This window comes from Listeria innocua (assembly GCF_028596125.1).
GTDB lineage: Bacteria > Bacillota > Bacilli > Lactobacillales > Listeriaceae > Listeria > Listeria innocua.
On sequence record NZ_CP117229.1, the window covers coordinates 2,747,755 to 2,772,480 of the forward strand.

22 protein-coding genes and 1 tRNA gene are annotated in these 24,726 nt (G+C 38.5%); 4 read left to right on the top strand and 19 right to left on the bottom strand.

Annotated elements, in window-relative coordinates; translation table 11 throughout:
• Nucleotides 1-5: 5 nt before the first annotated feature.
• The 6 genes from PQQ29_RS14275 to PQQ29_RS14300 all read right to left on the bottom strand — a co-directional run bounded on the left by PQQ29_RS14275 (nt 6) and on the right by PQQ29_RS14300 (nt 6,019).
• Nucleotides 6-1,247, bottom strand: a complete 1,242-nt coding sequence (locus PQQ29_RS14275) for a DUF1015 domain-containing protein (RefSeq protein WP_185513052.1) — start codon at nt 1,245-1,247, stop codon at nt 6-8.
• An 88-nt stretch (nt 1,248-1,335) separates the two neighbouring features.
• Nucleotides 1,336-2,523 carry a phosphoglycerate dehydrogenase gene (locus tag PQQ29_RS14280; RefSeq protein WP_003764490.1) on the bottom strand — a complete coding sequence of 396 codons (1,188 nt, stop codon included), beginning with the start codon at nt 2,521-2,523 and terminating at the stop codon, nt 1,336-1,338.
• Entirely contained in the window at nt 2,516-3,607 is a 1,092-nt protein-coding gene (serC, locus tag PQQ29_RS14285; RefSeq protein ID WP_003772746.1) for a 3-phosphoserine/phosphohydroxythreonine transaminase, read from the bottom strand. The genes PQQ29_RS14280 and serC overlap by 8 nt, the downstream gene beginning before the upstream one ends.
• A 370-nt stretch (nt 3,608-3,977) precedes the next feature.
• A complete protein-coding gene (locus tag PQQ29_RS14290) occupies nt 3,978-5,126 on the bottom strand; it encodes a lmo2826 family MFS transporter (RefSeq protein WP_033533749.1) in 1,149 nt (382 codons plus the stop codon).
• Between the two features lie 13 nt (nt 5,127-5,139).
• Nucleotides 5,140-5,562 (bottom strand): MarR family winged helix-turn-helix transcriptional regulator, encoded by a 423-nt coding sequence (locus PQQ29_RS14295; protein WP_010991479.1) that lies wholly within the window; start codon nt 5,560-5,562, stop codon nt 5,140-5,142.
• Between the two features lie 103 nt (nt 5,563-5,665).
• Nucleotides 5,666-6,019, bottom strand: a complete 354-nt coding sequence (locus PQQ29_RS14300) for a hypothetical protein (RefSeq protein WP_003768791.1) — start codon at nt 6,017-6,019, stop codon at nt 5,666-5,668.
• Between the two features lie 193 nt (nt 6,020-6,212).
• Here PQQ29_RS14300 and PQQ29_RS14305 point away from each other — a divergent pair, with 193 nt between their 5' ends.
• Nucleotides 6,213-6,812, top strand: coding sequence for a nitroreductase family protein (locus tag PQQ29_RS14305; protein WP_003727590.1), 600 nt, complete (start codon nt 6,213-6,215; stop codon nt 6,810-6,812).
• A 57-nt stretch (nt 6,813-6,869) separates the two neighbouring features.
• Here PQQ29_RS14305 and PQQ29_RS14310 read toward each other — a convergent pair whose 3' ends face one another.
• The 11 genes from PQQ29_RS14310 to PQQ29_RS14360 form a co-directional block, all read right to left on the bottom strand.
• Nucleotides 6,870-7,190: a thioredoxin family protein gene (locus tag PQQ29_RS14310; RefSeq protein ID WP_003764496.1), complete on the bottom strand. Its 321-nt coding sequence runs from the start codon at nt 7,188-7,190 to the stop codon at nt 6,870-6,872.
• Nucleotides 7,191-7,312: 122 nt separating this feature from the next.
• Complete coding sequence (gene pgmB / locus PQQ29_RS14315; RefSeq protein ID WP_003764497.1) at nt 7,313-7,975, bottom strand: beta-phosphoglucomutase; 663 nt, start codon at nt 7,973-7,975, stop codon at nt 7,313-7,315.
• Nucleotides 7,972-9,093: a glycerate kinase gene (locus PQQ29_RS14320; protein ID WP_187123170.1), complete on the bottom strand. Its 1,122-nt coding sequence runs from the start codon at nt 9,091-9,093 to the stop codon at nt 7,972-7,974. The genes pgmB and PQQ29_RS14320 overlap by 4 nt, the downstream gene beginning before the upstream one ends.
• Nucleotides 9,090-11,267, bottom strand: a complete 2,178-nt coding sequence (locus PQQ29_RS14325; protein WP_187983804.1) for a glycoside hydrolase family 65 protein — start codon at nt 11,265-11,267, stop codon at nt 9,090-9,092. Before PQQ29_RS14325 ends, PQQ29_RS14320 begins: the two co-directional genes overlap by 4 nt.
• Nucleotides 11,264-12,295 (bottom strand): Gfo/Idh/MocA family protein, encoded by a 1,032-nt coding sequence (locus PQQ29_RS14330; RefSeq protein ID WP_045553754.1) that lies wholly within the window; start codon nt 12,293-12,295, stop codon nt 11,264-11,266. Before PQQ29_RS14330 ends, PQQ29_RS14325 begins: the two co-directional genes overlap by 4 nt.
• Before the next feature lie 56 nt (nt 12,296-12,351).
• Nucleotides 12,352-13,146 carry a sugar phosphate isomerase/epimerase family protein gene (locus tag PQQ29_RS14335; protein ID WP_033533744.1) on the bottom strand — a complete coding sequence of 265 codons (795 nt, stop codon included), beginning with the start codon at nt 13,144-13,146 and terminating at the stop codon, nt 12,352-12,354.
• A gap of 12 nt (nt 13,147-13,158) precedes the next feature.
• Entirely contained in the window at nt 13,159-14,211 is a 1,053-nt protein-coding gene (locus PQQ29_RS14340; RefSeq protein ID WP_003772737.1) for a zinc-dependent alcohol dehydrogenase, read from the bottom strand.
• An 18-nt stretch (nt 14,212-14,229) separates the two neighbouring features.
• Nucleotides 14,230-15,081, bottom strand: a complete 852-nt coding sequence (locus tag PQQ29_RS14345; protein ID WP_003727583.1) for a carbohydrate ABC transporter permease — start codon at nt 15,079-15,081, stop codon at nt 14,230-14,232.
• A complete protein-coding gene (locus PQQ29_RS14350) occupies nt 15,068-15,949 on the bottom strand; it encodes a carbohydrate ABC transporter permease (protein ID WP_003764662.1) in 882 nt (293 codons plus the stop codon). Before PQQ29_RS14350 ends, PQQ29_RS14345 begins: the two co-directional genes overlap by 14 nt.
• Before the next feature lie 75 nt (nt 15,950-16,024).
• Nucleotides 16,025-17,317 (bottom strand): ABC transporter substrate-binding protein, encoded by a 1,293-nt coding sequence (locus PQQ29_RS14355; protein WP_033533743.1) that lies wholly within the window; start codon nt 17,315-17,317, stop codon nt 16,025-16,027.
• Nucleotides 17,314-19,014, bottom strand: a complete 1,701-nt coding sequence (locus PQQ29_RS14360; RefSeq protein ID WP_187983803.1) for a sugar phosphorylase — start codon at nt 19,012-19,014, stop codon at nt 17,314-17,316. Before PQQ29_RS14360 ends, PQQ29_RS14355 begins: the two co-directional genes overlap by 4 nt.
• A 222-nt stretch (nt 19,015-19,236) precedes the next feature.
• Here PQQ29_RS14360 and PQQ29_RS14365 point away from each other — a divergent pair, with 222 nt between their 5' ends.
• Together PQQ29_RS14365 and PQQ29_RS14370 are read left to right on the top strand one after the other, a co-directional pair.
• A complete protein-coding gene (locus PQQ29_RS14365; RefSeq protein ID WP_003764514.1) occupies nt 19,237-20,262 on the top strand; it encodes a LacI family DNA-binding transcriptional regulator in 1,026 nt (341 codons plus the stop codon).
• A gap of 21 nt (nt 20,263-20,283) precedes the next feature.
• A tRNA-Val gene (locus tag PQQ29_RS14370) sits at nt 20,284-20,356 on the top strand.
• 45 nt (nt 20,357-20,401) lie between these two features.
• Here the strand turns inward: PQQ29_RS14370 and PQQ29_RS14375 are convergent.
• Nucleotides 20,402-22,396 carry a transglutaminase family protein gene (locus PQQ29_RS14375; protein WP_187983802.1) on the bottom strand — a complete coding sequence of 665 codons (1,995 nt, stop codon included), beginning with the start codon at nt 22,394-22,396 and terminating at the stop codon, nt 20,402-20,404.
• A 180-nt stretch (nt 22,397-22,576) separates the two neighbouring features.
• Nucleotides 22,577-23,119 (bottom strand): GNAT family N-acetyltransferase, encoded by a 543-nt coding sequence (locus PQQ29_RS14380; protein ID WP_010991486.1) that lies wholly within the window; start codon nt 23,117-23,119, stop codon nt 22,577-22,579.
• 154 nt (nt 23,120-23,273) lie between these two features.
• Between PQQ29_RS14380 and PQQ29_RS14385 the strand changes: the two genes are divergently transcribed.
• On the top strand, nt 23,274-24,686 hold the full coding sequence (locus PQQ29_RS14385; protein ID WP_033533740.1) for an MFS transporter: 1,413 nt from the start codon (nt 23,274-23,276) through the stop codon (nt 24,684-24,686).
• Nucleotides 24,687-24,726: the final 40 nt, after the last annotated feature.

The following is a 24,726-nucleotide window of genomic DNA, read 5'->3' on the forward strand; positions in this document are numbered from 1 at the left end:
TAAAACTACTTACTTTCTAAATCGTGGACAAACAGCCCACTTAATAATTTCGGTTCAAACCAAGTCGATTTTGGCGGCATGATTTCTGCGGCATCTGCCACACCAAGTAAATCGTCCATTGTCGGCGGGTACATCGCAAATGCCACCGAATGACTGCCATTATCCACCAAACGAGTTAGCTCTTCTAAGCCACGTATTCCGCCGACAAAATCAATGCGGTTGTCGCGACGAATATCTTCAATTCCAAAAATCGGCGTTAAAACTTGCGCTTGTAATATCGAAACATCCAGCTGACCGATAACATCACTTGGAATCACATCGCTTTTCGCCGTAAGTTTGTACCAATTTCCATCTAAATACATCCCAACTTGTTTTGGCTTCTCAGGTTTAAATGCTTCTTTCCCAACCTTCTCCACGTCAAAACTAGCCTCAACTTTACTAAGGAAATCTGCTTCAATAGGCACATTCACAACCCGATTATAATCAAGAATTTCTAATTGCTCTTCTGGAAAAACAACCGATAAGAAGAAATTAAATTCTGCTTCTGGTCCAGCCTCTGGAAACTCTTCGCGCCGTTTCAAACCAACTTTTACAGCAGATTCCGTTCTATGGTGGCCGTCTGCGATATATAGTGCTGGGACTTCCGAGAACGCCGCTGACAGGTCTTCTAGAATATGAGCGTCCGTAATTGCCCAAGCCTTATGAGTGACCCCGTGGAAGCTCTCAAAGTCGTATTCAGGTTCATTTTCATTCACCCAAGACTCAATAAGCGTATTAATCGCTTCTTTTCCACGATAAGTAAGGAAAATTGGACTTGTATTCGCATCACAAACATCCACATGGCGAATCCGGTCTAACTCCTTCTCTTCCCGAGTCAGCTCATGTTTTTTAATCTTGCCGTTCAAATAATCATCAATCGACGTACAAACAACCAGTCCCGTTTGCGGACGACCATCCATCGTCAGTTGATAAATATAAAATGCCGGGTTTGCTTCTCTTCCAAGCCAACCATCCAGCTCAAATTGCTCCAAATTATCAGCCGCTTTTTGATAAACAGCTGGGTCATAAGGGGAGATTGCCGGATCTAAATCAATTTCCGCCTTATCAATATGTAAAAAAGAATACTTATTTGCATCGCCAAGTTCGCGCGCCTCTTCCGAATTAAGTACATCATATGGCAACGAAGCCACTTTTTCCGCTAGATTTTTAATTGGACGTAATGCTTTAAATGGACGTATATTTACCATTGTTATCCTCCTTTTTAGTAAAAGAGCATGAACCCGTCTGGCAATAACCATAAAGTTTCATGCTCTCATTATTTCCCGGGTAATAATTTTAAACTGTCACACCTAATGGTTCAATAACTCGAACACGCAAAACCCCTTGGACAGCCAATAAATCACTTTTCAGTTGTTCCAAATTAGCTTGCGTTTCCTTATCAATATCAATTAATGTGTAGGCATATTCATTTTTACTACGGTTGATCATATCTAAAATATTTAGGGAATATTTCCCAAGCTCTGTCGTGATTTGCCCGACCATGTTCGGAATGTTTTTGTGGCAAATACCAATTCGCGGATGCCCGTTATAAGGCATTTCCACATTTGGATAGTTAACAGAGTTTTTAATGCTACCAGTTTCAAGGTAATATTGTAATTCTTTTGCAGCCATTTTAGCACAGTTGGTTTCGGCTTCTTCCGTTGATGCGCCTAAATGAGGAAATACATGCACTTTTTTATGGTTTAATAATTCTTTTGTCGCAAAATCTGTAATATATAAACGTAAAAGTCCATCATCTAAAGCTTCTTTCACAGAGGCTGAATCCACTAGCTCACCGCGTGAAAAGTTTAGTAAGACCGCATTATCCTTCACTAATTGTAACGTTTCTGCATTGAACATGCCACGAGTTTTATCCGTTAATGGCACATGAACCGTTAAATAATCGCATGTTGCCAAAACTTCCTCAATCGTCATCGCGCGTTCCACTTCTTTAGAAATTCTCCAAGCAGTGTCTACGGAAACGAATGGATCATAACCGACCACATCCATCCCAAGCGATAGCGCATCATTTGCCACTAGCGCCCCAATTGCACCTAGACCGATAATTCCTAGTTTTTTGCCTGCCAGTTCTGTTCCCGCGAAAGCTTTCTTCCCAGCTTCAACTTTTTGTTCCACATCATCTTCGGCCGGTAGTTCTTTCACCCATTCCGTACCTTCCAAAATTGGACGCGCCGAAACGAATAAACTTGCAAGAACCAGTTCCTTTACAGCATTGGCATTCGCGCCAGGCGTATTAAATACAACAATACCTTTTTCAGAACAATTTTCTACTGGGATATTATTAACTCCTGCACCAGCTCTAGCAACTGCCTTCACTGTTTCTGGAAAGTCAAAATCGTGTAAGTTATAACTCCGTAGTAAAATCCCGTCTGCTGGCTGGTTCGCATCGATCACATATTTCTCAAGATCAAATGTCTTTAAGCCTTCTTTAGCGATAGCATTAAACGTTTGGATATTAAACACGTACTTCTCCCCCTTTTCTTGCATTGGCAAATTTTTCCATAAAGGCGATTAATGCTTCTACCCCTTCAATTGGAAATGCATTGTAAAGACTTGCTCGCATACCGCCCACGGAGCGATGTCCTTTCAAGTTTTTAAAACCATTTGCTTCAGCTTCTTTAACAAAAGCTTTATCAAACTCTGCAGAATTCGTCACAAAAGGAATATTCGTGAGCGATCTTGCAGAAGGCTCGACCGGTGAAGAAAAGAAATCCGATTGATCAATATAATCATATAATAATGCCGCTTTTTTGCGATTTAACGCTTCAATTCCAGCAACGCCACCTTGTTCTTTAATCCATTCGAATACTAATTTTGCTACATAAACAGCAAAAGTTGGTGGTGTGTTGTACATGGAACCATTTTCGGCCTGTACTTTAAAATCTAACATAGAAGGAAGTCCCTCTACTTGTCCGATTAAATCTTCACGCACGATGACAAGCGTTAACCCAGCAGGACCAATGTTCTTTTGCGCTCCTGCATAAATCAAACCGAATTTTTTCACATCATAAACGCTTGATAAAATATTAGAGGACATATCTGCAACGACCGGGACAGCTGAGTCTGGCACATCAAACATTGCTGTTCCTTCGATTGTATTATTTGTTGTTACATGTAAGTAAGCAGCATCAGTTGAAACTGTAGGAATTTCAGGAATATAGCTGAAATTACGGTCTTCCGATGAGGCAATTACTTCCACCTCAACACCCTGAATTTTTTTAGCTTCAGAAATTGCTTTCTTCGCCCAAGATCCAGTGTTTACATAGACTGCTTTTTTACCATTTGCAAGATTCATCGGCACCATATCAAACTGCAAACTCGCGCCACCTTGCAAAAATAGTACTTTGTAATTTTCTGGAATCCCCATCAATTCTCGAATTAAACTCTCCGCATCGTCTATGATGTTTTGAAATAATTCTGACCTATGACTCAGCTCCATTACTGACATTCCTGAACCATTATAAGAGAGTAGCTCCCTTTGAACCTTTTCAAGTACCGGTACTGGTAAAACTGCCGGACCTGCCGAAAAATTATAAACACGTTCCACTCAACATCTCTCCTGTCATCAAATTTCCCCAATTACTTACAAAAATTTTTCACCAGTAATTCATAACTACTGGCCGGATATGAGCCTTCCTCGTTACACTTATGCTTTTCGAAGTTCTGTTCTTAAGAAATAAAAAAGCCGAACCTGTGATATTCTACACAATATTCGGATTTTTCAGCGCTTAAAAGTAAACACTGCCTTTTGTACTTTTGTATATTATAGCAGAAATAGAGCTGTTTTTCAGAAAATTTATACTAAATCTCCAAATAAATGTGATGTTTAAACATTCTGACATTAAAAAAGTGCGAGAATCCTCTATTTAAAGCGATTCTCGCACATATAAAATTTGAAAACAGCTTCACAAGAGATGTTAGCTATTTTTCACTTTTCGCCCTAAAGTTAACCAATAAACCACAAAAAATATGACAAGCGCAATAATTGCTGTGCGGTACATAATAGCATAATTGTAGTAAGTCGCCACAATACTTAAACCAAAACTACCAACAGCCATCCCAATGTCCATTCCTGAAAGAAAAGTACCGTTCGCAGTTCCTTTGTTATGTGGCGCAGCTCGGTCAACAGCAAGTGCTTGGAGTGCCGGTTGTGCCATCCCGTAACCTAGTCCAAAAAAAAGTGATGCGACAAATAAGCTGATCGCTCCGGTTGCAAAAGAAAGAATTAATATTCCAATAATCATGGATAGCGCACCCGGAATAATAACAAAACGATGTCCTTTTGTATCATAAAGGCGCCCGGCAAACAAACGACTAATAAGCACCATAATTGCTTGCCCAATAAAATAAACCCACGTTGTCGAAATCCCAATTTCTGTCCCGTATACCATCATAAACGTCTGAATACCACCAAGCGGAATAGCCATTAGCAAGCATAGCCCTGCCGGAAGTAGCGCCGTTTTCTCGAACAATTTCATTTTTTGATGGACGATCTTTTCTGATTTTGGAATCTTCACTTGTGTCATTAAAAGTAAAATAAATACCATCAAAACAAGCGAAAAAGTCACTAAAACATCAAAAGAAAAATAATTCATGATTAAAATAGCAATAATTGGCGCTAGTGACATTCCAAGCGCAGTCGTAAGCCCATAAAAGCCAATTCCTTCTCCCGTTCTGCTCGGCGGTACTAATTTAGATACCCCTGTCGCAATTGACGTCGTGCCGATACCCCAGCCAGCCCCGTGAAAAAGCCGTAATATAAGCAAAGCCGCAACCGCCGTCGACCAATAAAAGTTCACAGTCGTTAAAATTAAAATCAAAAAACCTGCAATAATTAATACTTTAGGTCCAAATTTATCGTTCCAACTTCCAGCAATCGCCCGCATAAGTAAGGCGACAATTGAAAATAGCCCTACCGCTAAACTAGCTTCCATTTGTGTTCCGCCAAGTTCAATAATTCGAGCTGGTAACGTCGGCATAAACACCATAAACCCAATATATAAAAGCACACTGCCTAATAATAAAAATACGTAGTCCTTCGTCCAAAGTCTTGTCTTATTTTCCAAAATTTACCCCTCTTTACTCTATATTAGTAGAAATGTTCTTTAAAATAGCCGTGAATTGCTCCAAATCCGTGCGAGTAACCCCAGCAAACATTTTTTCACAACTCGCCTCCACAATATCCCGAAGTTCTGTCGTTTCTTTTCGCCCTTTATCCGTTAATGACAAAAGCGAAATTCGTCTATCTTCTGTGCTAATTTCCCTCACAATAAGCTCTTTTCGAAGCAAAACGTCGACAATCCGGTTCACTGTGGGCGTGTCTTTTTTTGTCCAAAGCGCAATTTCTTTTTGAGAAATCGGTTCGTTGGCCTCAATCCCCTCCAAAACTGACCACTGCTCAGGCGTTACATCATAGCTTGCAATAGAACGCATCAAAAATAAGTGCATTTTCTTCGCAGTCGTATTCACATCAAATGAGATTTCATCATAATATCCGCGCATTTCCAACCTCTTTTCCATTGTCGTAACAATAATTGTCATAACAACCATTATACATATGGATTCCTTTTTTGACAAGAAAAAACAGCCGAATAAACGACTGCTTCTATAATAATTCAACATCTATAATATCTCTAAATTCAATTACATATTCATGTCCAACAATATCTGTAAAAATAACTTCTTCCGTTAACATGTCGATTTCAAGTGGCACCAAATCTTGTTTTTCAATTTCTCCTAGCCCAAGAAAGGCGGAAGGATATTCAAATGATGCTAGACGTAAAGAAGAAACATCTGCTTCTTGAAAAAACTTTAGTCGAACGACCCATTCTCGCTTCATGGCGTCTTTTAATGTGATAAAGAAGCTCTCGCGTTCTAAATAATCCACTTCTGGCCGACTCGTTAAAAAAGCAGCATTCTTCTCTGTCCGCACTTGCTCTTTCTGAATTGCCGTAACCATAATTATCACCTCTTAATTTCATTATACGAACAAACGTTCTTAAAAGCAAGTTTTTTACTTAAAAAGTTTTTTTATAAGAGCCGTAATCGGTTTAGCGCTTACATAATCTTTTTCCGACAAAAACACTTGCAAATTAATAAATAGTTGCTATACTTATGTAAGTAAATAACATTAACAAAGGAGTTTTATTATTATGACTAATACATTTTTAGATTCTATTAAAGTTCGTCGTTCCATTTATGCACTAGATAAAAACGTTTCCGTAGAGGATTCCAAAATTGAAGAAATCATTAAAGACGCAGTTAAATACAGCCCATCTTCTTTCAACTCTCAAAGTTCTCGCGCTGTTATTCTTTTAGGAGAAAACCATGATAAACTTTGGAATATCGTAGAAGACACATTACGCGCTATCGTACCTGCTGAAAACTTTGCAGCTACTGAAGAAAAAGTTGGTTCTTTCCGCGCTGGATACGGAACAGTTCTTTTCTTTGAAGATACTGCTGTTATTGAAGGTCTACAAGAAAACTTTGCACTATATGCAGATAATTTCCCTGTATGGTCTGAACAATCTTCAGGTATTGCACAACATTCAGTATGGGTTGCTCTTGCAAACGCTGGAATTGGTGCATCTCTACAACATTACAACCCACTAATTGACGATGCTGTTAAAGCTGAATGGAATATTCCTGCAAGCTGGAACTTACGCGCTCAAATGCCGTTTGGTAACATCGTTCAAGAAGCTGGCGAAAAAGAATTCATCGATGACGCTGACCGTTTCCGCGTTTTCAAATAATAAATGTTTCACGTGAAACAAAAAATTCCGCGACCATTAAATTGGATCGCGGAATTTTTATTTTGCTAGACTATTAAACCTACTTCTAAGTTCATCACAACTGACAATACCAGCAATTGCGCCTTTAATTTCTCCATCAACAAGAACAAGCGAATTCGGTATCCCTTTTACATCAAACTTTTGAGCTAATGCACGTTGTTTATCTACATTAATTTTCACAACTTGGACATTACCTTCTTCCACCTCAGAGAATTGCTCAAGCGTTGGCCAGAAACAGCGGCACGGAGCACACCATTCTGCCCAAAAATTAAGTAATATTTTAGGATGGCTACTAATAATCTCTTCCAAGTTCTCTTCTTTTGCAAAAATAATCGCCATACATATCCACCTCACATTCAGAATATTCCAAAGTTGTATCGTGGTCAAGCAAAGGGTTTTAGAATAGCAATATATCTTGCTTTTTGTTCACTTTTTGACACTTTTGTTTCACGTGAAACATTTTATTTGCTATGTAATATCTCTAAAATACGTAAATCTAGCAAACCAGTATTTTTCACTGTCATATCCGCATCACGAAGTCCAGAACCAACACCCACGCTTATAATTCCAGCTGCGTTAATTGCTTCAATTCCAGCTTGGGCATCTTCAATTCCAACTACTTCTGATGGTTCTAAGCCTAAACCGCGACATGCTTCCACAAAAATTTCTGGATCAGGCTTTGATTTAGTAATTTTAGCAGCATCAACAATGTAATCAAATTCTTGTTCCATTTCAAGCGCACTCAATACCGTACGAGCATTTTTTGAAACAGATGCAATCGCGCATTTAAGATTTTGCTTTTTAAGAGCTACTATAAGTTCTTTTATACCTGGTAAAACATCTGCCGGCGTAATTTCTTCGAGCAAGCTCACATAGAATTCATTTTTATCTGCTGCAAGTGCTTCGATTTGTTCTTGTGTGAAGTCATTTTCGCGGCCGTCTTTCTTTAAAATAAGAAGTAGGGAGTCAATTCTACTCACTCCTTTTAAATTCTCATTAAATGCTTCATCGAATTCAATTCCAATGCTCTCTGCTGTTTTTTTCCAAGCTAAGTAATGGTAATGCGCTGTATCTGTGATGACACCATCTAAATCGAATACTACTCCTTTTAATGCTGTTGTCATTCTACTCGTCCTTTCCAAACTGCCGCAACATTTCGTGCGGTTCTTCTTAGATTATTTGGGGTTTCTTTAAGTATTTTTTCTAAAGTTGTTGGACTCGCAATTGAGGGAAATACCGCGTGGATTCCGGCCTTATAGACAGCTTCAAGACCCTCTCCTACGCTTCCACAAATTGCAAAAACGGGTGTTCCATCAGGTACTTCTTTCGCCACGCCCACTGGTGCTTTTCCTTGAGCAGTTTGTCCGTCCATTTTCCCTTCACCAACGATGACTAAATCGGCATCTTTGCAAACTGCTTTAATTTGAAGCGCCTCGATTACAAAATCAATGCCAGACAGCAAATTCGCCTCTGCAAACGTTGCAAGTCCAGCGCCAATTCCTCCCCCAGCACCAGCTCGTGCCATTGTTATCATCGCTGGATTGGCCAGCTGATAAAAATGACGCATTGCCTCATCTGCGCTTGCTAGATCAGTGGCAGCTAACCCTTTTTGTGGGCCGAATACATAGGATGCGCCTTCTTTTCCACAAAGCGGATTTTCAACGTCGGTTACTATATTTATCGTGATGTTTTTGAGCTCAGTAGGAACATTTTCAGAGCGGATGGTTGCGATGCTAGCTAAATTGGCGCCGATTGGATTTACGACATTGTTTTCTAAATCTAAAAATTCATAGCCAAGCGCGCTAGCCATGCCAATTCCGCCATCATTTGAAGCGCTTCCACCTATGCCAATGATAACCTCGGTCGCACCTTTTTTCATTACGTGCAAAATTAGTTCGCCCACTCCTTTTGTGCTCACTTGAAGTGGATCACGTTTAGTTGCTGGAACTAGATGCAAACCGCAAACCTCAGCCATTTCGATCAGCGCTTTTTTATTGCCCTCTGTAAAGGCAACTTTTGCTGAAACAGGCTCGCCAAACGGACCAGAAACATTGATTTTCGTCGTTTTCGCATCCACGGCTCTACTTAAAACATCAAGCGTACCCTCGCCCCCATCTCCAACTGGGAGTAAATGATAGTCTGCATGCGGATAAACTTCTTGAAAGCCCTCTTTAATATACTCTGCCACCTCGTGCGCCGTCAAACTTTCTTTAAATGAATCCGGTGCAATGACAATTTTCATAAAGACACATCCTTTTGTTCCATCTTAATCGTTAATGTATCCGTTAATTGCTGTTTTTCTCCGTAGATAACTAATTCTAGCATGCTTTTTGTGTTTTTTGAAAGTTGTAACGTGTTTGGGGCTATTTCCACTAGAATTGTTTCACCTTTCCACATGAATTCAAATTTAACAAACCGCCATGCATCTGGCAAATCTGGCGCTATTTCTAATAATTCTCCGCTAGTATCAATGCCTGCAAACCCAAAAACCACTGCCAGCCAAATTGCCCCAAGTGAAGCCGCATGAAGGCCGTCATCTGATGAATGTGGTTCGTCCCCAAGATCAATTAAACACGCTTCTTGGAAAAATTGATAGGCTTGCTCGCGGTTTCCCGTACGATTTTCCACAATGGCATGAATCGCTTTACTTAAAGATGAATCGTGAATGGTTCGTTTTTCATAATAATCTAGGTTTTTCTTCACAGTTTCTGGCGCAAACCTCTGAGGAAACAAATAGAATAACATCACTAAATCAGCTTGCTTTAAAATCTGTAATTCATTCACTTCTTGCCGCGAGTAATCTAGTAAAATCCCTTGTGTTCCTTGCGCAGCCTTATATTTATCTAAATTTATCCAATCTTTTTGTAAAAAAGTATCATCTTGCGGAATTAAACCTTTTTCATTTGCGACCGGTAAATATAAGTTTTTAAGAAACGCTTTCGCTCGTGACTGAAAAGCTTCATTATCGCGGTTCCATTCCAGTGCCATTTTCACATTATAGTGCGCCATGTAGTTGGTGTAAGTATTATTATCGATGTGCTCTGTATATTCATCCGGTCCAATCACATCGAGAATTTCCAGTCGACCGTTGCGGTTAGTTGCTCGACTTATCCAAAATTCTGCTGTTTCGAGGAGCAGTTCAGCACCACAGTCACTCATAAACTGAGCATCACCTGTTGCAGCTTCATATTCACAAACGGCATAAGCAATATCCGCCACTAAATGATGCTCTGAGATGGCAGAAGCTACTTTTTGCCGTGTTCCAGTCCGAATGTTAATCGCTGCAAATTCCGGCGTTTCTTCCTCACCAGAGAAGGCACTTTCCCACGGGTAAAGCGCCCCATTATATCCATTTTTCAATGCTTTTCCTTTCGCTTCTTTCAAATGAAGATAACGATATTCTAGCAGTTGTTTGGCAATTTCCGGCTTATTATAAAGGAAAAATGGCATAATGAAAATTTCCGTATCCCAAAAAACGTGTCCTTTGTAACCTTCCCCGGTCAGCCCTTTCGCACCAACACTACAACGAAAATCATCTTTCGGCGTCATAATTTCTAAATGATAGCACGCAAAATCTAGTGCAAACTGGTCAAAATCATTCGTGCTCTCAACGCGAACGCCCGCATGCTCCCAAAAATCTGCCCAAGCTTTTTCTGAATTTGCTTTCAGTTCAGCATAGGTTGCATTTGGAAACTCCACGTCCACCTCATCAAGAGATGTTTTAACCAGGCTTATTTTCTCCAAAGCGAATGTTTGGTTGGCTGCGATTCCTTGCTCAACTTCAGTCATTAATTGGCGATTTTTAGCAGTGAAAACCCCTTTTTGACTGACTTTTGTTGCCACAGTAATTCGCTGTTTGCTTTCAATCGTTTCATATTCACCAACCATCAGCTCTTCATCAAAAATCCGTAAACTAGATTCTGCCAACTGTTGCGTTCCAAAATTGGTTTGTTGTGCATCAATACCTGTTTTTATTTTCACTTTCGCACATCCACTTAAAGGCGTTATCTCCACTCTTGCCGCAATAACATGTTTCACAACCTTTGAAGCAAATCGATAAAAATTTAGTTGGTACTTGTCGCCGGCACTGTTTTCCCAAATAATTTTCCTAACTAATTCTCCTGTATTCATATCTAAAAATCGTTCATACCCATGGACTTTCCCTGCTTGCATCGAAAAAACTTCCCCGTCAAGCGTCACTTGGAACCGTGTCACATCCGGCAAGTTCACTAGCTCCGAACTCACTGAACCGCTCGGACGATTATAAATTCCTGCCACATACATACCACGAACTTGCTCCGGATATTCTTCTTCAAGAGCACCGCGCACACCCAAATAGCCGTTTCCGACAGTCATTTGGCTCCCATATTTATTTAGATAATTTAATGCAAATTCCTTCTCGATTATTTTCCTCATAAAAAAACACTCTCACCTTTTTCTGCCGATTCGTATAAACTTTCAACGATTTTTTGTATGATATAACCTTGTTCAGCGCCAGCAAGCTCCACTTTTCCAGCACCAAGAACGCTATCAACAAATGCTTTCATGCTGTTTTCGTGTTTATTTTCTTCCAGTTGTCCTAACTTCTCTAACAACTGAAATTCACCTGCATTATCTGTATAAATTTCAGCCGGATATAAACTTCCTCCTGCTAAATCACCAAAAAAGTCAACATTTAGCGCACTTTCTGGCTTAATATGTAGCGCAAAAGAAGTATCTAATTCAATTAATCCGCCATTTTCCAGTTCAATAAAGCCGAATAAAGAATCCTCTACCGTATATTTTTCCGGATCCCATGAACCAAATGTTCCCGCACTTTTCTTGGTTCCGATTTTTTGAAAACTTTTTGCCGTTACTTTCTTCACTTTTGGAAAGCCAAGGACAAACATCGCCGCGTCGAGCATATGAATTCCCATATCAATCAGCGGACCGCCGCCTTGCATTTCTTTATTCGTAAAAGTTCCCCAACCTGGCACACCAGAACGACGAAGCGCGGTTGCTTTCACACAATAAATTTCACCTAAAAGCGCCGAATTTTTCTTTAAAAACTGTGCTTCACTAGAAAAACGATGATGAAAATCATACGCTAAAATAGCTTCTTTTTCCTTAGCAAGATCCCACATCGCCTTCGCTTCTGCTGCACTCATTGCGGGTGGTTTTTCACACATAACCGCAGCCCCGTGCCTAAGAGACAACATCACATTATCAAAATGAAACCGATTAGGCGTACAAATACTAACTATATCAATTTTTTCTGTAGCAAACATTTCCTCCGCCGTGGCATAATGCTTCAAAAAACCATTGTTTGAACGAAACTCTTCGCCTCGTTCCATACTAGGATCACATACTGCCACAAGTTCGAGCTCATTTCTTGTCTTATAATATGCCGCATGAACCTTCTCAGCGACTTGTCCTGCTCCTATGATTGCAACTCTTTTCTTCATATCCGAAACTCCTTTTAGAAAAATCCGTCCGCTTTGATTGGGACGGATTTTCTATTTTAAATTAAACAGCTTTTTAAATGTGCCAACGCATCTTTATAAGCTTGTTCAGGATTTTCACTACGAACACGACATTCAAAAGTTAAAAATCCGCTGTAACCATTCTTTTTCAGTTGATCAAAACTTGTTTTAAAATCAAGGCTGCCGCTTCCTGGTTGATAGCGATGATTGTCAGCAACATGAATATGACCAATGGAATCTTTATGCTCTTCAAGCGCAGTTGGAATGCTATCTTCTTCAATATTCATATGATAGAAGTCAGCGATAATTTCTACATTTTTAAGTTCATTTTCATCAATATATTTCTGCGCATCACTTAGCAAATTAATCATGTGATCTTGGTATCTGTTAAGTGGCTCAAGATAAACTTTCGTCCCAGTTTCACCAGCAATTTTATCCAAATAAATTAACGACTCGCTCACTGCTTTGAAATCTCCGGCTTGGCTACGCGGCGAAACCATTGGTGGAAGACGATAAGTGAACATTCCCCACGCCGCTGGAACAACAATCCCTTGCCCGCCAACTTCTGCTAAAGCTTCTAAAATTGCCTTAATTTCTTCTAAACCGTTCAGTCTGCGCTCTTCAATGAAGTCACCAATCCAGCCGTCATAACCGCCACATGCAGTACTAACAGGTAGCCCCGTTTTCTTGATAGCACTCTTCACTTCATCCAAATTCTCAACAAGCAATTTACCATCAATTTCAAAACCTTCAAAGCCCATTTCTTTTACATAAGCAAATTTTTCTTCTATATTTTCTGGGAAAAATGCTTGGTTCTGTGTGCCTAATTTCATTATTATCGCTCCTTAAAGGGTAATCCCCATTTTAATACTTAAATCAGGTTGTTGGTCGACATATTTCATGTAGCTCTCAGCTGAATCAGCGAATGGAACAACTGGATCAATGATGTCCGTACAATCTAAGTAACCGTTCATCAGTAATTCCCAACAAGTTTCCTCGATACGCTTACGATCCCAGCGCGGATAATCCGGATTTGGTTCACTAGCCGCACGTGAAAAGACGATTTTCGCATTGTTAAAATGAGCTTCCCGCCCAAGGTTAAATCCTTCTGGGAAAGGTTTCGCGAAGGCTACATAAGAAATTGTTCCGCCGTAAGCAATTCCGCGTAGTGCTGCTTGAAGTGCCGCCGCGTTCCCGCTTGTTTCAATAATCGAATCCGCACCCAGCTTACCAGTCAGACGTTTTACTTCTAAACCAACATCTGTCGTAATCGGATCAAAAGTAGCATCTGCTCCGTGTTTTTCAGCAATTTCACGACGATGACTAAGAGGATCCACCCCGATAACAACACTAGCACCAGCTTTTTTCGCCAGTTGAATCGCAATTTGGCCAATCGCGCCAAGTCCGACAACGACAACGTAATCCCCCGCACGAACATGTGCATCTCGCACGCCACTCATCGCAAATTGAGCCGGATCATAGCAAACCGCATTTTTCCAATTAGCACCTTTTGGCAATTTACGTAGTTTATAATTATCGACAGCTTTCACAATAACAGTTTCCATAATCGGTCCATAAGAACAAACAATGTCTCCAAGTGCATATTCCGTCACTTTGCTTCCACATTCAACTACTTCACCAACGACCATATTGCCTAGCTGAAACTCGCCAAACACAATGCCTCGCGCACTATTTGTTTCACGTGAAACAAATAGATTCCATTCTGGTGAAAATTCTTCATCAATAAAAGGACTAATTCCTCTAAAATCAACTACTTCTGTACCATGTTTTGGAGAAGCGAATTGAACTTTAATTTTTACTTCATCTTCTACAACTTCACGATCATGATATTCTACTAATTCCGCCACACGAGGGGCAGTCGCAACTAATTTTTTCATTTTAAAAAACTTCCTTTCTTATCCTTTAACTCCACCGTCTGTTAAATTTCCTTTGATAAATCGTTCTGAAATTGCGTACATAATAACGACCGGAAGCGCCGTAACTAGCGAGGCCGCCATCATTCTACCCCAAATATAATCTGGTGTACTAAATAGTGTATTTAAGCCAATTGGTAACGTGAATTTCTCTGAGCTAGATAGGAAAATCGACGCAAACAGATAATCATTCCAAGCTACCATGAAGCAATATACAAACACTGATACAATACCTGAAATCGCTAGCGGAACAATAATTCGTAAAATAATCTGGAAGCGATTTAGCCCATCCATCATCGCAGCTTCTTCAATATCAGTTGGAATCGTGTCGAAATAACTTTTTAGCATAAATACCGCAGTTGGTAGTGTTTGTACAACCATCGTGATAATTAAAGCTGTTTCTGTATCATATAACCCCAAACTCGAAATTATTTTAAACAACGGAACAATTAACAAAATTCCGGAGAACATATAAACCGTGTAAAAACTCGCGTTAATCGTCATTCGCCCTTTAAAGCGTAATTTAGACAACGCATAAGCTCCTAAAATCCCCAAAACGACCGCAATTCCTGCCGCAAAAACCGAAACAACCAAACTATTTTTAAAGTACGTTAAAAACGGAAAAATATCTGGATTAAAAATATCGATATAATGCTGGAAAGTGAAATCTTTCGGGAAAAATGTTGGATGCGTAGAAATGGCTTCTTTGCTGCTCTTAAATGAAGTCATTAACATAATCGCAAATGGGAACAATGTAATACATAAAAATGCAACCATCGTCACATAAAACGCGATTTTCTTTGTTCTTTTTGACTTTTTACTACTTACCGCCATTCAAATCCACCCGCTTTCTTGCAAAAATAATCACAACAAAAATAATGACAAATAATATGACAGAAATCGCTGCTGCTTTTCCTAAATCATTGAATGCGAATGCTGTTTTATATAAATAAACTCCAAGGATATTTACTTTATTCGTGAGTAAGTATACATCGGTGAACATATAGAACATCCAAATCGCACGAAGCGTAATAACTGTTGCAAGTACCGGCATAATCGCTGGCAAAGTAACAATTTTGAATTTATCCCAAATGTTCGCTCCGTCCATATCAGCCGCCTCATAAAGCGACTTATCGACCGTTTGCAAAATCGCCAAAAACGAAATAAATGCATACGGGAAATAACGCCATATCGCAAAAAAGGTTACTAAAAAGAAACTAGAAACTGGATTATCAAACCATAGTGGTGCTTCTTTAAACATATGAAGCACATCTACAGTCATAAAATTAATCACACCATAACCATTATTAAACATATACTTCCATGCAAAAATAAGAGAAATAGATGGTGTTACATACGACAAAATAATAAGCGACCGAGCCGTTCTTCTAAAACGAAATTCACGATTAAAGAAAATCGCTACAAGTAGCCCCATCCCCGTACTCCCAATTACTACAAGTGCTGTATAAGCCACGGTAAGACCTAGTGATTTATAAAACTCTGGATCCTTCAAAATATCTATATAGTTTTGTAAACCGATAAAGACCGATTTAATATTCGGATTTAGCGGCATATCTAAAAAACTAATCTGGATATTTGAAATCATCGGATATAACACAAGTGCTGCCAGTAAAACAAAACTTGGCGCAAGTAAAATCATTGCTAACTTAAAGTCGGACCTTTTATATACTTTTGTTTTCATAATGCCTCCTTAAATCAAAAAGCGACGTGCTAAACTGTATAAAAAGACGGGGAGACTCACCTCCCCGCTATTTGATTATTTACCCTCTTCTGCCTTTTTCTGTGCTGCTTTTAAGTCCGCTGAAACATCCCCACCGCCAACAGTTACGTTGTTAACCATTTGTGCGATAATACCTGAACTAGTTATATCACCCATTTTTGTTAGGTTTTTACCATCAACAAGTCCGAAAACTTGGATGTCGTTGAAAGATGCAGCGATTTCGTTTGGAAGATCACCAAATGATTTAATTACTTCATTTTCTTTGTATGCTTTTTGTTCTACTACTTCTTTATTTACTGGTTGTGCGCCACCTGGAGACATTAATACCCACGTTGCCATATTTTCTGGTTGAGACAAGTATTCAACAAATTTCTTCGTTGCTTTCTTTTGGTCATCATCCAAACCAGCAGAGATAGTCAATCCGGAAACTGTTCCATAAACTGCTTTTTCTTTTTCTTCTGGAATAGCGAATCCGATGTTAGATGGGTCGCCTTCTTCATATACAGATGGAAGAATATACGTAGAGTACATTGCCATTGGAACAGTACCATTCATAAACGCATCTTTAATTTCAGTTACGTCATTTGAACCAGGCATTGTGTAGGCTGAAAGATCTTTGTAGTACTGAAGAGCCTCTTTCATTTCTGGTGTATCAATCGTTACATTTCCTTTTGCATCTAAAACATTGGCTTTGTTAGAAAGTGCAAATTGAGAGAAAGCTTGCTCACTCATCGTACTTTCTGCTGTTGGAATTGCAATACCGTATTTTTTATCAGCTTTATTCGTGAATTTTTTCGCTACTTTTTCAATATCCGCCCAGTTTTTTGGTTCTTCAAAACCAGCATCGGCTAAAGCTTTTTTGTTGTACCAAATACCTTGAACCCAACCGCTTAATGGTGCTGCGATATAGCTTTTACCATCTTCAGAACGCACTAAGTTTGTTGCACCTTCATAGTATTTATCTTCTCCAACCGAGTCGATAACTGCTTTCACTGCATCTTGGTCAATTAACTCATCTTTATCCATTACTTTGGCAAAATCTTGGCTTACTTCCATAACTGCTGGAAGTTTACCAGAACGAGCAAGTGTGACAACTTTTGTATTAAAAGCATCTTCTTCAACTGGAATTTGTTTGATTTTGATCGTTGGATTTTCTTTTTCAAAATCAGCAATTAATTTATTAATAACATCTAAACGCTCTTTTTCAACGGATGAATGCATAAATTCAATTGTTACTTCCTTACTACCAGACTCTTTCCCTCCACATGCAGCTAATACCGCACTTAGAACCAACACAACAACAAGTAATACAAGACTTTTTTTCTTCATTTTTGTTCCTCCCTGTAATTTTTGGTTTTTAGCCAGCAGAATTCATAGCCTCTAAGCTTTATGGAATCGCTCCCAGTTACCGTGGAGCCCTTATAAAGATTTGTATAAACACCGCTGTCTAGTGAATAACTCACTTCTTTTTCTGATAAATTATGAATCAATATAATCGATTCCGCGCCGGATGAACGTTTAACAACAAACAATTCCGCCGTAGATTCTAAAACTTCCATCGCGATTTCTGGATGGAAAAGTGATTCCGCTTTTCGTGTGCTAATTAATTTCGTTAACGCATCATAAGTTTCTTTTCGTAAGGAGTCAGCCTGTTCTAGCTCTGCTGTAATTTCCGCTAAGTCGTATTTTTTTCGATTAATAGAGCGATTGTGCCCTGTTGTTTCTACGCCTAAATAATCATTGCGGCTTCCTAAAATACTTTGAACATAAACGGCTGGGACGCCTGGGATAGACATTAATACTGCATGAGCGACAAGAAATCTCGATAGTCTCAAGTCATCCGTGTCCGCCTGTTTACTTAACGCATCCATGTAAGTCACATTAATTTCATACGGACTTTTAGTACCATCTGGATTTTGTTTATAAGAAACGAGTGCTCCTTCTTTTTCCAAATCATCTACCAATGCTAAAATGTCTGCTTCTGGAATAATTCCGCGCACTGGATTTAAGCCAATTCCATCATGTGAGGCAAGGAAATTAAAGAATGTCCGCTTGCCTTCTGGGAGCTCTAAATTCTTCGCCCAATTGCTTAAAAACTCGGCATTGCCATGATGTATCGCATGGAGCACGAGTGGTGGAAGCGGGAATTGATAAACCATATGCGCTTCCTTTTCACCATTTCCAAAATAACTAATATTATCAACATGCGGCACATTCGTTTCAGTTATAATAATCGTCCCCGGAGCTGCAATGTCTACTAAATCTCTAAATAATTTCACGATTTCATGCGTCTCTTCTAAGTGAATCGAACTCGTTCCCGGCACTTTCCACATAAAGCCAACCGCATCAAGTCGCACATATTCCGCACCTTCTTCTAAATAGAACATCAAAACATCAATCATCTTGTAAAGCACTTCCGGACAAGCAAAGTTTAAATCAATCTGATCCTCACTAAACGTCGTCCAAATATAACCCTCTTTACCAGAAGCAAATTGAAACGGCGTGAGCACTGGTGTTGCACGTGGTCTTGTAACCGAACTAAGGTCAGTATCAGGATCCATTTCCACGAAAAAGTTTTGAAATTCCTTATCGCCCGCTAAATATCGCTTAAACCACTCACTTTTCGCCGACATATGATTACAAACAAAATCAAACATCAATCGCGCCGACTGTTCCATTTCCTTAATATCTTCCCAATCGCCAAGCTCCGGATTAACCGCTTTGTAATCAATAACCGAAAACCCATCATCCGAGGAATAAGGATAGAAAGGTAGGAAATGTACTACCTCAAAAGTCGATTTTAAATAACGATCATACATTTTCTTAAAGGTTGGTAAAGTTTTTTTGGATTCCTCTTTAAATTGGTCTCCATATGTAATTAAAACTATATCTTTCTCGTCCCATTTGTCTTTTCGTACTAACTTTCTTTGTTTCGTTTGGTTTACCCGCGCTTCAATTCTCGTTGCTAAACTCTCAACTACATCTTCAGAATATAACCGCGAAAGTCGTTTTCTTAAATTCGTCATCATTTACCTCCTAACCGGGAGCGCTCCCACAAAAAGAATTATAGTATGGAAAGCGCTTTCTGTCAAACACAATTTAAAAGGAATTTCCTAACATGTTGACAGTATTGAGTTTTTATCCCTATATAACATCTAGTTGGACATTTAGCGTAAAATTGAGTAATATAAACATGGATGATAATGACCGGAACCGATACCGGAAACAATAGAGAAAGGAAGATTACCTTGGCAGCTACCATTTATGACATAGCAAAACACGCGGGAGTTTCAAAATCAACGGTATCCAGAGTACTAAACAATCAAGCTAATATTTCCAAAGAATCAAGACAAAAAGTATTAGAAGCGATTGATGAACTCAACTACCAGCCAAGCAAACTAGCTCGCGCACTTACTTCTTCAGGCTTTGATGCTATCATGGTTATCTCAAATCGCTCCACAACCACAACAACAGGAAATCCATTTTTTTCCGAAATAATTCAATCCATTTCCACTCAAGCTGAGTTGGAAAATTTCGACCTTATTCTTCAGACCGCCAAAAACAGCGAAGACGAACTCAAAAAATGCCTCTCAAAAATCCAAGAAAAAATGATTAAAGGTATAATTATGCTAAGTTCCCCGGCTGATGAAGATTTTTTCCATCAATTAGACCCGTATAATATCCCCATTGTCGTTACCGGAAAAGTAGAAGGACATTACAAAAATATTTATTCCGTTGACACAGACAATTTTGGTGATAGTTATGCTCTAACTAAACATTTAATCAAGCAAGGTCATAAGAAAATTGCTTGTATCCACGCACCGCTTGATTATCATGTTTCGATTGATCGCCTTGCTGGTTTTCGAAGCTGCCTATTTGACCACCAATTAGACCTTCGCAATGACTGGATTATTGATAGCGGTTATAGCATTGAAGACAGTTACAAAGCCGCATTACGCCTAATGGAAAGCACCGATAAACCAACCGCAGTTTTCGCAACCGACGATTTAAAAGTACTTAGTATTTATAAAATGGCAGCCGATAAAAATTTACAAATACCTGCAGATTTTTCTGTCATCGGCTATAATGATAAAGTAGCATCATCTTTCTTGTCACCGCCACTTACTTCTATTGACATACCAATTAATAAACTAGGAAAAAAAGCGACTAACTTATTATTCCGCTTAATCCACCAAGATAAAAACGTACCAAAAACGACCATCATTAAAACCGAAATGATTGAACGTGAATCCATTCAGAAAATAAACGATTAAGCTTATTTTCTGAGTTTACTTGGTCCTGTAGCTCAGTTGGGAGAGTATCACCTTGACATGGTGGGGGTCGCTGGTTCGAGACCAGTCGGGACCATTTATAAAAAAGCACCCCTTATAGAAAGGGATGCTTTTTTTACGTTTATTTAAATAGCTTACCTAATTTCTTAAACAGACCATCTTCAATGATATCAATACCAATTCCCCAGTTACTATCTAGAACTTTTTTATTAGCTTTAATATATTCTTCTAAATCTTTCCCAGAAATAGTAAGGTTGTGATATGGACGATACTCTAAATAACACGAAGCACCGTTTTTGTGAATTTTCTTCGTCACACGATGATTTAAATACTTAGACTTGATGTCACATTCTTGACGTGTGTAGGAATCCGTCTGATCTATCGAGTGGTCAGTCGTTAAATGAATCTCCATTTTGATGATATTTCGATCAACCCAATACGGGAAATCTTTATGGAAATGTTTTTCCGCGCCATCATCAATAAAATTACCCCAACTCCAAAAATGTAAAAAGCGTTTTTTGTTTTCTACAATATATGGGTCAGTTATTGTTGCTTTATAAACTAGCGAAATCTCATTCATTTCCTTATTATCTTCCACAATTTGAATGGACGTGTTATTAAAGTGCTTATCAATCTCATTTTCTTCATATTTTTTATATAAAGTCATATTGCTATAAATCGCGAAGTTATAGCGATTAACAATATCTTTATTTGATTCATTTTTAAACATTTCACGTGATCCGTTTGCCATTCCACCGCGTAATTTTCTTTCAAAAACAACCTCGGCTTCATTTCCTTTAACATCACATCGGAAAATTTCTTCAACAGAAGGCGTTCTATCTTGAAAAGGCTCTTGTTTTTGTAATTCGGTTCCTGGTTTAATTTCCAAATAATACATGAAACTATTTCTTTGGCGGTTAGCTAAAAAGCCTTGGTCACTACTCATTGTGGCATCAATAAAATAAACTTGATTATCATCTGTTACTTTTAAAATCGCATGGTTAAAATTAAATGGTGACGGCGTATAAACCGGTAAAAAGACATCACTGCCATAATTAACCAAAATCAGCTCTGAATCGACTTCTAAATAATCTAAAATCACTTTTAAAAGAACCGTTTTCGCCTTACAATCACCTTGTTTCGTTTGATAAGTTACTTCTGCCGCTTGAGGCTCATGTCCATCCATTTCCGTTTCATTATACAAATAGTATATTTCTTTTTGAACAAAATCAATCGCATGCCTAATTTTATGTTTTAAAGAAGGTAATGCATCTAATTCAGAAACCAAATCACCAGCAAAACTGGCTAAATCCACTTGATAGAATTTCTGATAAACGTCACTGATTGCTTTGGTAATTTCTGGATAGGTCTTTTCAGTAACAAAATCAATAAATGGCGTAAGTTCAAACTCTTTTGGATCATTTCCAATATAGTCTTCTTTTTCAATTGTATAAGATTGGCTATTTTCAATAATAACTTTTTCTTTATCTAAAATTGCCCCTGCTTCATCGCGGAAATAATGGAAATTCGTTTCTAAATTCTGTCCTGTCTCGTTCTTCAATTCAAAACGATACTTTCCGTAAGCCCAGTATGAATTTGGAGCCGAATAAATCCAGCGGAAAAATTGGTTACGAATGCTGCTTTCTTCATATTTACGTTCAATAGTTGTTTCAATTAAGAAAATATCATTTAAATGTAAATCACGAATTAGAACCGTTACTTTTTTCTCATCATTAAAACTAGCTTGATTTTCATCACGAACATAATCCAAGACTTTCACATTAATATCATTTATTTTATCAATGACTTTGCCGTCGCGAATGACGGACAGAGTGTGTATATATAACACTTCATCTTCTGCCAAAATAAAATTGGTTTTTGCAGCGGAGTTGAGCATATTAGGATCATTCAAAGTATAAGCCATAGAAATATAACTTTCCCGTGAATTCGTTTTAGCCGTTTCTACAATATCACACCAAAAACAATAATCCCGTTCTTGGGCAATTTGAGCATTATAAAAATCTGTATCTTGGGTATCTAACCAAGAAGAAATGTTTTCTTGCTTTGTTTCAGGAGAGCTTAATTCAGGTTTTATAAAATAATATTCTTTTGTCATTGGATAATCTCCTTGAGTTTGTATTTTTTATAGCTCCTTTTATTTTAGCAATAACTAAATATAATAAACAAGAAATAATCTTATATGATTACTATCTTTCCATTTTTTAGTAAAAAATTCGACACATTTATCATTCTTATGTACAAAAAAAGAGCTCTATACAGCGCTCTTTAAATGTAGTTATTTACCTGTATCTAACCAAGAAAATAACTTCAAACTTTGATATTCCGTGCCAATTTTTTCATAATCTCTAAGTAATCCTTCTTCTAAAAAACCAAGCTTCTCTAGCAAAGTAATTGACGCCTCATTTCTCGGGTCTACTTTTGCTTCAATCCTGTGTAATTTAAAAGATTCTTTTCCCCACTCCATCAAGGCTTTTACAGCTTCTGTAGCATATCCTCGTTTCCAGAATCGTGTTCCTAAATCATAAGCGATTTCTGCTCGGTGATTTTCATGATCAATATAGTTAAAGCCACATGTACCAATAATTTCTCCTGTTGCTTGCAAAATAATTACACATCTAAGTGCTTTTCCTTCTATCTCTAGTTGCCTTAGCATCCGAATCATTTCTTCTACAGGCTGTAAACTTTGGAAAGGCTCAATGTTCATATATCTAGTAACTGAATCATCTGACCAGTATCCAAATAAAATTTCCGTATCAGCCAACGTCATTTCACTTAAAAAAAGTCGTTCGGTTTTTATCATTTGCTTCCGATTTTCCATACGTTTACCCCCGCATTATTAATAAAAAAAGCTTATCAAATCTTGCCCTCAAAGTAAAATGTTTCACGTGAAACATTGGCTCTTTCTTTAATATAGTAACGTTTAGGTTTATAATGAAAAATATCTCAAAAAGCTTCAAAAAGGAGAATGATTCATGGAACAAACGGATAAACGTAAAACTTTAGCACTTATTTCAATAATGCTTGGAGCTTTTATTTCATTATTAGATACGACAATTGTTAATGTGGCCTTGCCTGATATTACGACAGCCCTACATGCGACAAGCGAGACGATTGAATGGGTTATTTCAGGTTATGCTCTTGCATTTGGCCTTGTGCTTATTTTAGCTGGACGACTTGGGGATAAATTTGGTCGGAAAAACATTTATATTATCGGGATTACCCTATTTCTAATTATGAGTGTTACTGCCGGTTTAGCGGGTTCGGAAAATAGCCTAATTATTTCCCGGGTAATACAAGGTCTTGCTGCCGGGTTATTTTTCCCGCAAATCAATGCGACGATTATGGATATGTATTCCGGAAAAAGCCTCGGGAAAATCTTCGGCATTCTTGGTTCAGTTATTGGTGTTGGTACTGCCATCGGACCTCTTACAGGAGGACTTTTAATTGAACTGTTCGGCGCTACAAACGGTTGGCGCGCAGTTTTCTTCGTTAACGTACCTTTTGTGTTAGTAACACTTGTCCTAGCAATGCTTTATCTTCCTAAGAGAACCGTCTCCACGAAAAAAATCAGCTTTGATTTGCCTGGAGTTGGCTTACTGACAATCGCACTTTTACTATTACTTTTCCCACTTATTTCAAATGGTGCAAATGATTTCAAACCAATAGATTACCTTTTAATGGCGCTTTCTATTCCGCTCTTCATCATCCTTTATAAATGGAGTGTTTACCAAGAAAAGAAAGGCAATCAACCATTAATTGCGCCAAACTTACTTAAAAACAATCAATTTGTCTCAGGAATGCTCTTATCACTCGTATATTTTGCTGCATTTACTAGTATTTTCTTCGTTCTATCGCTAACTTGGCAAACTGGTTTCAATCGTTCAGCTATTTTATCTGGACTTGCAATTAGCCCCTTTGCATTAGGTAGCGTACTGGCAGCATCCAATAGTTACCGATTTATCCCGCTACTAGGAAGAAAACTGTTAATGCTTGGGGTCTCGCTCGTTATTGTCGGTCTTGGCACGGTTTCTATAGTTTTCCATCTCAATGACGGCGCTTTTTCTGCTTGGCTCTTATTCCTACCACTTTTCATTGCGGGGCTTGGTAGTGGTTTAACTATTGCACCATTAAATAGTTTTACCCTTTCCACCGTGACTGGTATAGATCGCGGCGGAGCTAGTGGTATGTTTAATACAGCGCAACGAATTGGTTCGTCCTTTGGGATTGCAGTTGTTGGATCAGTATTTTTCCGCACTCTCGGTAATACTACAGCCACCTCAAAAGCAAGTGCCTTTTCCGACAGTTTGCAAATGAGTATGTACGTTAATATTTTTCTACTCGTAGTTTGTTTCCTACTCATATTCCGCTTACCAAAAAGTATTTAGAAAAAAGACATGACTTTGCGTTAAAGTCATGTCTCTTTTC